Here is a 12,443-nt window from a genome sequence, read left to right as displayed (position 1 = left end):
TCACCCACGTCACGGGCGACAAGGACACCCCTCCGGACGAGGCCGGTATCGAGGAGGAGCGGCGGCTTCTCTACGTCGGCGTCACCCGTGCCCGCGTGCACCTGCAACTGTCGTGGGCGTTGTCCCGCACTGCAGGCGGACGCCGGTCGCGCCGGCGTTCGCGTTTCCTGCACGGGCTCATCCCCGACAGCTCACCCGCGTCGAAGATCGCCGAACCGGCGTCCCCGCGGAAGAAGCGCCCGCAGTGCCGCGTCTGCGGCAAACCGCTGATGGGCACCACCTCGACCATGCTCGGCCGCTGTGAGGCCTGCCCGTCCGACCTCGACGAGAACCTGCTCGTCGCGCTCAAGGAATGGCGTCGGGAACGGTCGAAGGAGATGAAGGTGCCGGCCTACGTCGTCTTCAGCGACAACACGCTCGTCGCGATCGCCGAGCAGCAACCGCGCGACGACCGCGCGCTGGTCGCCATCCCGGGGATCGGCGCGAAGAAACTCGAACAGTACGGCGCCGACGTGCTCGCACTCGTGCGGGGCGAGCGCACGGCCCACACCCTCGATCTCTGACGCCTGTCGTCGTCCGAAATCAGCCGGCGCACAGGCAGAAATAGTGTCCGGCCGGGTCGCGGAACACCCGGAACGTGCTCGTGCTCGACCCGTCGTCGGCGCGCAGTGCGTCGAGACCGAGGACGAGACGTTCGGCCTCGTCGAGGTCGGGTACGTGGAAGTCGAGATGGGCGTGCACTCCGTCGGCCGGCCAGTGACGCGGTGTGAAGTCGGGGTCGCGCTGGAACGCGATGGCGGTCGAGTCGTCCCGGGTGAGTTCGACCCAATCCTCCCTGTCGTCGGTGATCGTCCATCCCAGCAACCGGCGATAGAAGTCGGCGAGGCCGCGCGGGTCCGGGCAGTCGAGCACGGGCAGGAATCTCGTGGTCGCGAGGGACATGCTGTCCGACTGTAGTCCCGAGACCGGATGAGCGACACGAAACCGCAGGTAGAAAATCACTTGTGCCGGTCGTGCCCGTGAATCTAGGCTGGATGACGATGTCACGGGAGACGGCCCGTGCGCGACGTGAAAGTGAGGTGGCCCCGATGCTCGGCTTCGACGCTCCGGCAGCGGCAGCGGCCCCTCGTGTCGCTGTGGCCGCCGCTGTCACCCGCACTGCCACACCTGTGGCTCTCGCGGTGGCAGCCGCGCCGCGTGCACGCCGTCGTGTGTACGCCGCTGCCGTCTCGTCCGTGGTCGGAAGTCGATCGGGAAGTATCTCCCCGTAGACCTTTCGTTTCCTCCAGGCCACGGACCCCGCCCAGCGGACCGTGGCCTTTCTCGTTTTCGGGCCGGGTTCGCATCGTATTTTCACGAACCGACGAAGGAGCTCACGTGCCGAGCGACAACCTGCCGAGCCTGTCGAACCGAACGGAAGGAGACGAGATGCGTCGTACCGACACCCTCCTGCCGTGTCACGGCGGTACGGATCTGCCGTATCACAGCGGTACCGATCTCCCGTGCCGCGACAACGACCCCGATCTGTGGTTCGCCGAGACCCCGGCGGAACTCGAGTACGCCAAGACGCTGTGCGCGGGCTGCCCGGTGCGGGCCCAGTGCCTCGATGCCGCTCTCGAGCGGGAGGAACCGTGGGGCGTGTGGGGCGGGGAGATCATCGACCCCGGTGTCGTCGTCGCACGCAAGCGGCCGCGGGGCCGGCCACGGAAACATCCGGTGCCCGACTCCCGCAAGGAACTGGTTTGTGCGTGAATCCGGTTGCCCGGCTTCGTCACTCCACGGCGAAGCCGGGTAGCCATTCGCTCAGGATGCGCATGTACGGCGCCTCGGCGTCGAGCTGAGCGCAGATGCCGACCGACCCCAGCAGCACCCGGAACACGCTCACGTACTCGGGCGGCAGGTTCAGCGTCCGGGCCGTCTTGAAGGTGGAACTCGAGAAGTCCGTGGCCGTTCCCGCCACTCGCTGCAGCCACGCGCGGGTGAAGTGGAACGACTCGGTGTGGATCGGATCGGTGAACGGCCGCAGGTAGTCGGCGATCTCCTCGTCGGTGACCGTACGGCCGGGCAGAACGAACTTGTTGTCGTAGAGGAGTCGGGTGAGCTCGTCGAAACGTTCGTCGAGGGCGAGCCGGACCATTCGACCGAGCACCGGCGGGAACCCGTCGGGCATCGCCGCGGTCGCGCCGAAGTCGATGACCCCGAGGCGGCCGTCGTCGAGAAGCATGAAGTTGCCCGGATGCGGGTCGCTGTGGAGCAGACCGGCGCGTGCGGGCGAACAGAAATGGAACTCCGCGAGCAGCGCGCCGGCGCGGTTGCGCTGCTCGCGCGTACCACCCGTGATGATCACCGACAGCGGTGTGGCCGAAAGCCACTCGGTCACAACGACCTTCGGTGCGCTGGCGACGACGCGCGGGACCACGAACTTCTCGTCGCCGGCGAAGGCCTTCGCGAAGGCCCGCTGGTTGTCGGCTTCGATCCGGTAGTCGAGCTCTTCCTCGGTGCGTGCGGACAACTCGTCGAGCAGCGCGCGCACATCGGCACCCGGCATCATCGTGGCGAACAATCCGGCGAACCGGGACAACGTGCGCATGTCGGCGCGCAGAGCCTCGTCGGCCCCCGGATACTGGACCTTCACCGCGACCTCGCGACCGTCCGACCACACGGCCCGGTGTACCTGGCCGATGCTCGCGGAGGCGACGGGCACGTCGTCGAACGATTCGAAACGCTCGCGCCACTTCGTGCCGAGCTGCTGGTCGAGCACGCGGTGCACGGCCCGGGCGGGCAGGGGAGGGGCCTCGGCCTGAAGCTTGGTCAACGCCTCCCGGTACGGTTCGGCGAACTCCTCCGGGACGGCGGCCTCCATCACGCTCAGGGCCTGCCCGAACTTCATGGCACCGCCCTTGAGCTCACCGAGCACGCTGAACAATTGCTCAGCGGCCTTCGCTGTCATCTCGGCGTCGATCTCCTCCCGATCGCCGCCGGCGAGCCGGCGACCGAAACCGACGGCGGCGCGCCCGGCGATTCCCAAGGGGATGCTCGCGAGCTTGGCAGTGCGGGACGAGCTTCTGCGAGGGATGTCTGGCACGCCCCCCATCATGCCTGACCGGCCGGAGCGATGGCCGAGCAGTCGCAGTGGGGATGACGGACCCATCGCCGCGTGACGATGCGGTGGGTTCGCAGGTCGAGTTCGAGTGTGCGGTCGACTGCCGGAGTGACGGAGGGGTCGCCGGAGAGGAACGCCTCGACCTGCCCGACGGCCATCGCGGCGGTCGCCGAGGTCACGGCGCGGCCGGCGTGACCCTGCCGTCCGTACAGTTGGCTCGCCAACCGCGGCCAGGACGGATCGAGGTCGGTCCGTACGAGATCGGCGCAGCGCAGACAACTGCTCCGCCCGGGCAGCACGAACGGGCCCACGACGCCGCGTCCGTCCCGGATCCGCACCGCGAGATGGGGGACACGGGCGCGGACGAGGGTCCTCACGAGGTGGGGATCGGGTACCTGACGGTCGGCGAGTACGACACAGTCGGCGGGTCCCTGCGGTTCGTCACCGGACGTCGACCGCACCCACCGCACGTCCCACACCGGAAGATCCTCGACGATCGCCGCGGCGAGCGGACCCGAGCCGTGCACCCGCACCCGACGCGGACGCGTGGAACCGGTCGCGGGCGCCGGGATCCGGTGGACGGTGCCCGTCGCGGCAAGTTCGTCGAGGACCTGCCGGACCGGTCCGGGCGGGAGACCGCGCAGCGCGGCAGCGTCCAGCACCTCGTCAAGCGTGAGGCGCCCGTCGAGCAGCCGGACGAGAATGCCGAGGTCGAAGCTGTCCATACCCTCGGGTGGAACGACGACCGTTGCAGTGTCGGGACCCCAGCCGAGCTGGATCGAGCCGTCGGACCGTTCGAGCACGGCCAGTTCCGGATCGACCCGGAGAACCGCTCGCTCCGGCGGTGCAGGGGTCGTGGTCGTCTCGCGCGGTGCGGTGATCATGGGGACAGCCTGACAGCGCCCGCACCTTCGGACCGCTCACGAGAAGTAGTTGTCCACAGGGCGGGCGTGCCCGGTCGCCACCGGCGAAGCCGATCTACGGGGTGGGGTCGTCTCCGGGACGATCCTCGTCGGGTCGATCCTCGGCCGCGCGATCTCGTTCGGCCTGCTCGCGTTCCATCGTCGCCTGCAACTGGGCGATCGGATCCTCGAAGGCCCCGGTGCCGCCACCGATCACGCGGTCGACGAATGCCGCCGGGTTGTCGAGATCCGACGAGTCCGGCAGCAGGTCGGGGTGTTCCCACACGTGGTCGCGAGCTTCGGCGCCGGCATCGGTGGTCAGACGGCGCCACAACGCGGCGGCCTCGCGAACCTTCCGCGGCCGGAGTTCGAGACCGACGAGCGTGGCGAAGGTCTGCTCGGCGGGTCCGCCTGTGGCGCGGCGACGACGCAGCGTCTCGGTCAGCGCCGATGCACCCGGCAGTCGCTCGCCGAGCGCGTCGGCGACGACCGTCTCGACCCATCCTTCGACGAGCGCGAGCATCGTCTCGAGCCGTTCGAGTGCGGCCTTCTGTTCCGGGGTGGTCTGCGGTTCGAACGCGCCTTGCTTGAGGATCTCCTCGAGCTTGGACGGGTCGCTGAGCGCCGAGGGGTCGAGACCCTGCGCGAGGTCCTCGATCGACGACATGTCCATGCGGATCCCGCGCGCGTACTCCTCGACGGTCGCCAGCATCCGCTGACGCAACCACGGCACGTGGCTGTAGAGGCGCTGGTGGGCAGCTTCGCGTGCGGCGAGGAAGACGAGCACTTCCTGGGCGGGCTGCTCGAGTCCCTCACCGAAGCTCTCGACCGCGGCCGGCAGCAGCGCGGCCGTACCCTCCGGGCCGAGCGGAAGTCCGATGTCGGTGGAGGTGAGCACTTCCTTCGACAGCTGGCCGAGTGCCTGGCCGAGTTGGGAGCCGAAGGCGACGCCGCCCATCTGGGAGAACATGCCCATCATGGGTCCGGCCATCGCGCGGGCCTCTTCGGGCAGACCGCCGAGCATCATGCCGTTGACCTGCTCGGCGATCGGGTCGCACAGACGCTTCCACGTCTCGAGGGTGTTGTCGAGCCAATCGACGGGTGTCCATGCGACGGCCTTCGACGCCCCCGCGGGCAGCGTGGTGGCCGCGTCGAGCCACAATTCGGCGAGCCGCGCGGCGTCGGCCACGGCGTCGGCGGTGCGGGGGGAGACGGCTGTCACGGACCCGATCTGCTGACGTGCGAGTTTCGTCGCGATGTCGTAGTTGACCGGACCCGAGCCGCCACCGGAACCCATGGCACTGCCCATACCGGCGAGCATCTGCCCGAACTGGCTGAGCATCTGACCGAACTGCGCGGGATCGAAGCCCTGACCACCGAACGGGTTGTCGCCCCCACCGCTGCCGGGGAGCCCGAATCCGAAGGGGATACCGCCACCGGAGCCTCCGCTACCGGATCCCTCGTCCTTCTTGCGGTCGGGGTCGTCGTCGGGATTCGAGAATCCGAAGGGCGTGTCGCTCATGCATCCAACGGTACAAGGCCTGCGGAGGCGAGACCGGTCTCGTGGTCACGCTGACGGCGAACACCGCGTGCTACGCCAGGGGCACGGCGTGGTCACGCCGAGGGCCGGTGTCGGCCGACCGCTACCCTGGCCGGGTGAATCGTCGCTACGTCCTGCCGCTCGCGCTCGTACTCCCGGTCCTCGTCATCGTGATCGTGGCGTTCAACGTCCGGGCGCCGTACGTGGCGCTCGGTCCCGGCCCCGTCTTCGACACGCTCGGCGAGATCGAGGGCACACCGGTCGTCGCGCTCGACGGGATCGAAGCGGACGAGACCGAGGGCAGTCTGTACATGACGACCGTCGGGGTGACCGACAATCTCACTCTCGCGCAGACCGTCACCGCCTGGCTCAGCGGACGGTACGGCGTCGCCCCGCGCGAACAGGTCTATCCGCCCGACCGCAGCAAGGACGAGGTGCAGGCCGTCGACCAAGCGCAGTTCGCCCAGTCGGAACGGTCCGCCGAACTCGCCGCCCTGCACTACCTCGATCTGCCGGTGACCCTGCGGATCGCCGAGGTGGGCCAGGACGCCCCGGCCTCCGGGGTGCTCGAAGCGGGCGACCGGATCGTCGCCGTCGGCGGCGAAGCGATGCGCACGGCCGGCCAGGTACAGCGCGCGGTCGGCGAGGTCGCGCCCGGCGAGTCGGTGGACATCACGGTCGTGCGCGGCGAGGCCGAGGAGTCGTTCGACGTCCCGGTCGGTTCCCGGCCCGGCGACCCGGACAAGGGTTTCCTGGGTATCGCGACCGAGGAGGTTCCCGAGGTGCCCTTCGAGGTCACGTTCAACCTGGCCGACATCGGCGGCCCCTCCGCGGGCCTGATGTTCAGTCTGGCTGTCGTGGACAAGCTCAGTCCGGGTCTGCTCAACGGCGGCCTCACCGTCGCCGGTACCGGCACGATCGACTCGGACGGGATCGTCGGGCCGATCGGCGGGATCACCCACAAGCTCACCGCGGCCTCGGAGGACGGCGCGACCGTATTCCTGGTTCCGGCCGAGAACTGCGCGGAGGCGTTGAGCGGCGCACCCGAGGGGGTGCAGCTCGTGAAGGTCGACACACTCGACAGTGCGATCGACGCGCTCGAGGCCGTCACGGACGGACGCGAGGCGCCGGCCTGCAGCTGACCCCATCAGCCGCCCGGAGAGGACCGACACCCCGGTAGTCGACCTCCCCGGTAGTCGACTCTCAGTAATCGTCGTCGCTCGCCTCGAGGGTCGCGTACAGCGCCGCGACGACGTGCGGGGCGAGGTTGTCGTAGGTCCGCAGTTCGGCGCCCGCGAACGGATCGTCGTCGTCGAGGGGACGCAACTGCAGAAGCGAGAGCGACGGCCCGTCGCGCAGGACCGCGGAGACGAGGCGGGCGGCGCGGCGTTCCGGGTGACTGTGCGCGGCGAGCCGTGCCGCCTCGTCGGCCGCGTGGGCGTCGGCGAGCAGCGGTGCGAAGGCGTCGTCGAGCTCGTTCTCGGCGCTCGGCGGCAGTACGACCACCTCCTGGACGAGTGCGCACCCGGCGACCGAGTCGGGCCAGGTGGTGGTGGCCAGGAACTCCTCGAGTGCGGGACTGCCGCCCTCGACGTCGTCGGGGAACGATTCCTGCGCGATCGGGGTGTACTCGTGTCCTTCGTCGAGCTGGTCGGCGAGGGCGGGTTCGGCGGCTGCGAGAAGCACGGTCGGGACGAGCGCGAACATCACGGGAGGGCGGTCCCAGCCCTCCGCATCCGCGAAATCGATGATCTCGTGGACGGTGCGTGCGAGTGCTTGTTCGGAAGGTACGGGAAGACGTTGGCTCACCGGCCTATCCTGGCACCCGTACGTGGGTGTGCGCTGCCGGACCTGCGTCGTGCGACCCCCTGTACGAGGATTCCGTAGAGTGGGGCGAAACGGTCACTCCGTGAGAACGAGGCGTGTTCGCACACGTTCGTCGAGCGCGAGGTGAACAGATGCGGTGCGTTCGCGCCGCCGGACGAGTTGGGAGCGTGGCACGTGGGCATGAGGCCCCCGACCGGAGTACCTACATTGTCGAAGCGGAGCAGAGTTCTGCTGATCCTGGCAGTGGTGGCGGCTGTGCTGCTTCTGCTGGGACCACGGTTGGTGGACACATACACCAACTGGCTCTGGTTCGGCGAGGTCGACTTCCGGGACGTTTACGTCAAAGTTCTCCTGACCCGGATCGCACTGTTCCTGGTGGTCGGGTTGTTCGTCGGCGGCGTCGTCTGGCTGGCGATGCTGCTCGCCTACCGATCGCGCCCGGTCTTCGTGCCGACCACCGGCCCCAACGACCCGGTGGCGCGCTACCGCACCACCGTGATGACCCGCATGCGCGCGTTCGGCATCGGCATCCCCGTCGTGCTCGGTGTGCTCTCCGGCCTGGTCGCCCAGGCCGGCTGGGTCACCGTGCAGATGTTCTTCAACGGTGGCGACTTCGGCACCACCGATCCGCAGTTCGGTATCGACGTCGGCTTCTACGCCTTCGACCTGCCGTTCTACCGTTTCGTGCTCAACTGGTTCTTCGTCGCGATCGTGCTCGGGTTCATCGCGAACCTCGTCACCCACTACATCTTCGGAGGAATCCGTCTCGCCGGTCGCGGCGGAAGCATGTCGACGGCCTCGCGCGTGCAGCTCGCAGTCCTCGCCGGTCTGTTCGTCGCGTTCAAGGCGGTCGCCTACTGGCTCGACCGTTACGAACTGCTCTGGAGCAGCCGCAAGGAACCGACCTTCACGGGCGGTGGCTTCACCGACATCAACGCGGTCCTGCCCGCCAAGCTGATCCTCCTCGCGATCGCCGTCATCTGCGCGATCGCGTTCTTCGCCGCGATCTTCCTGCGCGACCTGCGGATTCCCGCGCTCGCGACCGCGCTGCTCGTGCTCTCGTCGATCCTCGTCGGGGCGGTGTACCCGCTCATGGTCGAGCAGTTCTCGGTCCGCCCGAACGCTGCCGACAAGGAGAGCGAATACATCGAGCGCAACATCGCCGCGACCCGCGAGGCGTACGGCATCACCGACGACAAGGTGACCTACGAGGACTACCCGGGTGTGGGCACCACCTCGCCCGAGAGCATCCCGGCCGACATCACCACGATCGCGAACGCCCGCCTGCTCGACCCGAACGTGCTTCCCCGCACGTTCACGCAGCAGACCCAGCTGAAGAACTTCTACGGTTATCCCGAGTCGCTCGACATCGACCGGTACGAGATCGACGGCCGTATGGAGGACTACATCGTCGCGGCGCGTGAGCTCTCGCCCACGAGCCTGACCGGCAACCAGACCGACTGGATCAACCGCCACACCGTGTACACGCACGGCAACGGTCTCGTCGCGGCGCCCGCCAACCGCGTGAACGCCGCCGCGAGTGCGTCGGCGGAGGAGGCCGCGAACAGCAACAGCGGCTATCCCGTCTACTTCGTCAGCGACCTCGCGTCGCTCGCCGCGGAGAACCAGGTCATCCCCGTCGAACAACCCCGCATCTACTACGGCGAGGTCATCGGCGAGGCCGATCCGGACTACGCGATCGTCGGCAACAGCGCCGACTCGTCCGGCCCGAGAGAGTACGACACCGACACCGAGAAGTACACCTACACCGGTTCGGGCGGCGTCGACATCGGCAACTGGTTCAACCGTCTGGCTTTCGCCGCGAAGTACGGCGAGCGGAACATCCTGTTCTCGAGCGCCATCGGCAGCGATTCGAAGATCCTGTTCAACCGCGACCCGCGCGAGCGCGTGACCAAGGTCGCGCCGTGGCTGACCGCCGACGGCGACGCCTACCCGGCGGCGATCGACGGCCGGATCAAGTGGGTCGTCGACGCGTACACCACGCTCGACTACTACCCCTACGCGCAGCGTGCGTCCCTCGAGGGACTCGTCGAGGACAGCATCGACCAGAACACCGGCCGGCTGCTTCCCCGCAAAGAGGTCTCCTACATCCGCAACTCGGTCAAGGCCACGGTCGACGCGTACGACGGCACCGTCACGCTCTATCAGGTCGACGAGCAGGATCCCGTCCTGAAGGCGTGGATGGGTGTCTTCCCCGACGCGGTGACCCCGCAGGATCAGATCTCCGACGAGCTGCGCGCGCACTTCCGGTATCCAGAGGACCTGTTCAAGGTGCAGCGCGAGATGCTCGCGAAGTACCACGTCGACGACCCGCGCGAGTTCTTCACGAACAACGCGTTCTGGTCGGTGCCGGCCGATCCGACGGTCGACACCAGCGCGAACCAGCCGCCCTACTACCTGCTGATGGGCGATCGTGAGACGGCGGATCCGCGGTTCCGCCTGACCTCGGCGATGGTGGGCTACAACCGCCAGTTCCTGTCGGCGTACATCTCGGTCGAATCCGACCCGAAGGACTACGGGAAGTTCACGATCCTGCAGCTACCGACGGATACGCAGACCTTCGGTCCGGAGCAGACGCAGAACGCGATGATCTCCGACACCCGGGTGGCCTCCGAACGGACACTGCTCGAACGGTCCAACCGGATCCAGTACGGCAACCTGCTCACCCTGCCCATCGCGGACGGCGGCATCCTGTACGTCCAGCCGATGTACACCGAACGCAACGCGACGGCGGGCAGCACGTCGACCTTCCCGCAGTTGTCGCGTGTGCTCGTCAGCTACCGGGAGCCGGGTGCCAGCGGTGGTGTCCGGATCGGTTACGCCCCCACCCTTGCCGGGGCACTCGATCAGGTCTTCGGATCCGGTGTCGGCGACGCGGCCACCGCTCCCGGTGGTGAGGCGCGGCCGACTGCCGTGGTCGACGACGAGACCCGGGGCGAGGTGCTCGGCGAGGGCGCGACCGGCGAGAACCGGCCCGGCGATCAGCAGCAACAGCAGCCGGCTGCGCCGGCTCCGACCGCTCCGGCGAACCGCGATGCCGCGGTCGCCGAGCTCGACTCGGCGCTCGCGGAGCTGTCCAACGCTCAGACCAGCGGTGATTTCGAAGCCTACGGGCGAGCGCTGCGACGGGTGCAGCAGGCGGTCGACGCCTACGAGTCCACCGGCGGCTGATCCGGGAACGGAATCGGATACGACGGAATCGGATACGACGAAGGCCCGCGGTTCGCACCGCGGGCCTTCGTTGCGTTCGTCGAGGCGGTCGGCGTCAGCGACCAGCCAGCGTGATGTCGACGATCTGCGAGAACTCGGCGCCGAAGCCGTACTGCTCGGCGAGCTGATTCGCGGTGTCGACGGCCTGGGTGAGCTCGGCCGGCAGCTCGGGGGCGGCAGGGGCGGGAGCCTCGAGTGCAGGCGCAGGAGCCTCGGGTGCAGGCGCAGGAGCCTCGGGCACGGCCGGGGCCGGAGCGGATTCGGTGGTCAGGTACTGACCGCAGACCGGCCACGCACCTGGGCCCTGGGTCTGCAGGACGTTCTCGGCGACGCGGATCTGCTCCGCCTTCGACGCCTGGTCGGCGGTGCCGCTGCCGCCGTGGGCCTCCCAGGTGCTCTGCGAGAACTGCAGACCGCCGTAGTAGCCGTTGCCGGTGTTGATGGCCCAGTTGCCACCGCTCTCGCACTGGGCGACGCCGTCCCAGTTGTGCGAGGCAGCGGACGCGGTGCCGGTGGCGAGCGCGAACGGAACCGCGGCGAGTGCACCGGTGACGACGGCCGTGCGGAATGCACGCGTGCTGAAGATGGTCATGCTGTGGAGTCCTTCCCGCGCTCGCGGACGCGCGACGGCCCTCGTCGATCTCGGCGACGGAGAATGTCTCCGTCCGGATCGGGGACCGCGTCGATCGCGTCCCTGCCCCTCGGGTCTTCGTAGGCACCGGATCCCGCGGGGCAGAACTGGCGGCGACGGGCCGGTGGTGGCTCGGCTGTTTCGAGCCGGGACCGACAGTACAAAGCGTGTCGCGGTCCGTCATCCCCGCCTCGTGAAGTAAAGATGTCCACGTTGTGGGATGCATCCGTTTCGTTTTCGCTGCTCAGGGCAAAGATAACGGCAAGAGATGCATGATCGTTACACCTTCGTTATGTGACGATAGTCATGAAGGAAATGTGAACCGGGCCACTTCGGGGTCTCCGATCGGGGGTGCGAACGCGCGGATTCGCCTCCGACGAGGCGATTTGCATTCCGTTTCCGCGCTCGTGTAGGTTCGTTCATGCAACGCGGGGTGGAGCAGCTCGGTAGCTCGCTGGGCTCATAACCCAGAGGTCGCAGGTTCAAATCCTGTCCCCGCTACCACCACGAAGGCCGGTCGTCTCGGACGACCGGCCTTCGTTCGTTCGGGGGCTCAAGCCCGGACGGTGGTGTACTCGCTCTCCGGATCCTCCGGCACATCCATGTCCACCAGCACCCGGCGCAGCAGTTTCCCCGTCGCGTTGCGGGGCAACTCGTCGAGGAACACCACCTCACGCGGAACCTTGTACCGGGCGAGGGTGGACTTCACGAACGCCTTGATGTCCTCGGCGTCGCGGGCCGACTCGGGGGAGGGAACCACGAACGCTCGCAGCCGCTGCCCGAACTCGGAGTCGGGGACACCCACCACGGCGGCGTCGAGCACGTCCTCCCGTTCGGCGAGCAGGTTCTCCACCTCGAGCGGATAGACGTTCTCGCCGCCGGAGACGATCATGTCGTCGTCGCGGCCGTCGACGAACAGCAGTCCGTTCTCGTCCCGGTGCCCGATATCGCCGATCGACAGCAGTCCGTCGATGCGTTCCTTGTTGCGACCGTCGGTGTAACCGGCGAAGGACAGGCCGCTGGAGACGAAGATGCGCCCGGGGACGTGTGGTTCGGTGATGCGGTTGCCGTCGTCGTCGAACAGGACCACGCGGCAGGTCACCGGTGGGCGCCCCGCCGTGCCGGGTGCCTGGCGGATGTCGTCGGGGGTCGCGACCGTGGCGACGGCGCATTCGGTGGACCCGTACAGGTTGTAGAGCACGTGCCCGA

General features: G+C 68.3%; 11 protein-coding genes and 1 tRNA gene. 5 read left to right on the top strand and 7 right to left on the bottom strand.

Annotated features, from left to right (window positions below; all coding sequences use genetic code 11):
- Positions 1 to 563 (top strand): HRDC domain-containing protein (locus tag R1101_RS0107535; protein WP_026003000.1); only part of this gene is annotated, 563 nt, incomplete at its 5' end.
- 19 nt (positions 564 to 582) lie between these two features.
- Here R1101_RS0107535 and R1101_RS0107530 read toward each other — a convergent pair.
- Positions 583 to 942, bottom strand: a complete 360-nt coding sequence (locus R1101_RS0107530) for a VOC family protein (RefSeq protein WP_026002999.1) — start codon at positions 940 to 942, stop codon at positions 583 to 585.
- A gap of 435 nt (positions 943 to 1,377) precedes the next feature.
- Here R1101_RS0107530 and R1101_RS26080 point away from each other — a divergent pair, with 435 nt between their 5' ends.
- Positions 1,378 to 1,752, top strand: coding sequence for a WhiB family transcriptional regulator (locus R1101_RS26080; RefSeq protein ID WP_016932840.1), 375 nt, complete (start codon positions 1,378 to 1,380; stop codon positions 1,750 to 1,752).
- 19 nt (positions 1,753 to 1,771) lie between these two features.
- Here R1101_RS26080 and R1101_RS0107520 read toward each other — a convergent pair whose 3' ends face one another.
- The 3 genes from R1101_RS0107520 to R1101_RS0107510 all read right to left on the bottom strand — a co-directional run bounded on the left by R1101_RS0107520 (position 1,772) and on the right by R1101_RS0107510 (position 5,527).
- A complete protein-coding gene (locus R1101_RS0107520; RefSeq protein ID WP_026002998.1) occupies positions 1,772 to 3,097 on the bottom strand; it encodes an ABC1 kinase family protein in 1,326 nt (441 codons plus the stop codon).
- Entirely contained in the window at positions 3,094 to 3,987 is an 894-nt protein-coding gene (locus R1101_RS0107515; RefSeq protein WP_016932838.1) for a TOMM precursor leader peptide-binding protein, read from the bottom strand. Before R1101_RS0107515 ends, R1101_RS0107520 begins: the two co-directional genes overlap by 4 nt.
- 94 nt (positions 3,988 to 4,081) lie before the next feature.
- The gene (locus R1101_RS0107510; protein WP_016932837.1) at positions 4,082 to 5,527 is read right to left on the bottom strand and encodes a zinc-dependent metalloprotease; all 1,446 of its coding nucleotides are present in this window, start codon (positions 5,525 to 5,527) and stop codon (positions 4,082 to 4,084) included.
- A gap of 134 nt (positions 5,528 to 5,661) precedes the next feature.
- Here R1101_RS0107510 and R1101_RS0107505 point away from each other — a divergent pair, with 134 nt between their 5' ends.
- A complete protein-coding gene (locus tag R1101_RS0107505; RefSeq protein ID WP_016932836.1) occupies positions 5,662 to 6,687 on the top strand; it encodes a YlbL family protein in 1,026 nt (341 codons plus the stop codon).
- Between the two features lie 61 nt (positions 6,688 to 6,748).
- Here R1101_RS0107505 and R1101_RS0107500 read toward each other — a convergent pair whose 3' ends face one another.
- Positions 6,749 to 7,354: a PPA1309 family protein gene (locus R1101_RS0107500; RefSeq protein ID WP_016932835.1), complete on the bottom strand. Its 606-nt coding sequence runs from the start codon at positions 7,352 to 7,354 to the stop codon at positions 6,749 to 6,751.
- Between the two features lie 192 nt (positions 7,355 to 7,546).
- Here R1101_RS0107500 and R1101_RS0107495 point away from each other — a divergent pair, with 192 nt between their 5' ends.
- Complete coding sequence (locus R1101_RS0107495; protein WP_026002997.1) at positions 7,547 to 10,564, top strand: UPF0182 family protein; 3,018 nt, start codon at positions 7,547 to 7,549, stop codon at positions 10,562 to 10,564.
- A 94-nt stretch (positions 10,565 to 10,658) separates the two neighbouring features.
- Here R1101_RS0107495 and R1101_RS0107490 read toward each other — a convergent pair whose 3' ends face one another.
- Positions 10,659 to 11,195: a transglycosylase family protein gene (locus R1101_RS0107490; RefSeq protein ID WP_016932833.1), complete on the bottom strand. Its 537-nt coding sequence runs from the start codon at positions 11,193 to 11,195 to the stop codon at positions 10,659 to 10,661.
- A gap of 466 nt (positions 11,196 to 11,661) precedes the next feature.
- On the opposite strand from R1101_RS0107490, the gene R1101_RS0107485 reads away from it, so the two are divergent.
- Positions 11,662 to 11,738, top strand: a tRNA-Met gene (locus R1101_RS0107485).
- Positions 11,739 to 11,787: 49 nt separating this feature from the next.
- Here R1101_RS0107485 and R1101_RS0107480 read toward each other — a convergent pair.
- Positions 11,788 to 12,443: AMP-binding enzyme (locus R1101_RS0107480; protein WP_016932832.1), on the bottom strand; the 656-nt coding region annotated here is incomplete at its 5' end.

Source organism: Rhodococcus sp. R1101 (assembly GCF_000278445.1).
In the GTDB taxonomy this organism is placed as follows: domain Bacteria; phylum Actinomycetota; class Actinomycetes; order Mycobacteriales; family Mycobacteriaceae; genus Rhodococcus; species Rhodococcus gordoniae.
This window is presented reverse-complemented; position numbering and strand designations above follow the sequence as displayed.

Coding starts and splice junctions, on each gene's coding strand:
- R1101_RS0107510 (WP_016932837.1), bottom strand. CDS start 5,527: ATGAGCGACACGCCCTTCGGATTCTCGAATCCCGACGACGACCCCGAC.
- R1101_RS0107530 (WP_026002999.1), bottom strand. CDS start 942: ATGTCCCTCGCGACCACGAGATTCCTGCCCGTGCTCGACTGCCCGGAC.
- R1101_RS0107520 (WP_026002998.1), bottom strand. CDS start 3,097: ATGATGGGGGGCGTGCCAGACATCCCTCGCAGAAGCTCGTCCCGCACT.
- R1101_RS0107490 (WP_016932833.1), bottom strand. CDS start 11,195: ATGACCATCTTCAGCACGCGTGCATTCCGCACGGCCGTCGTCACCGGT.
- R1101_RS0107515 (WP_016932838.1), bottom strand. CDS start 3,987: ATGATCACCGCACCGCGCGAGACGACCACGACCCCTGCACCGCCGGAG.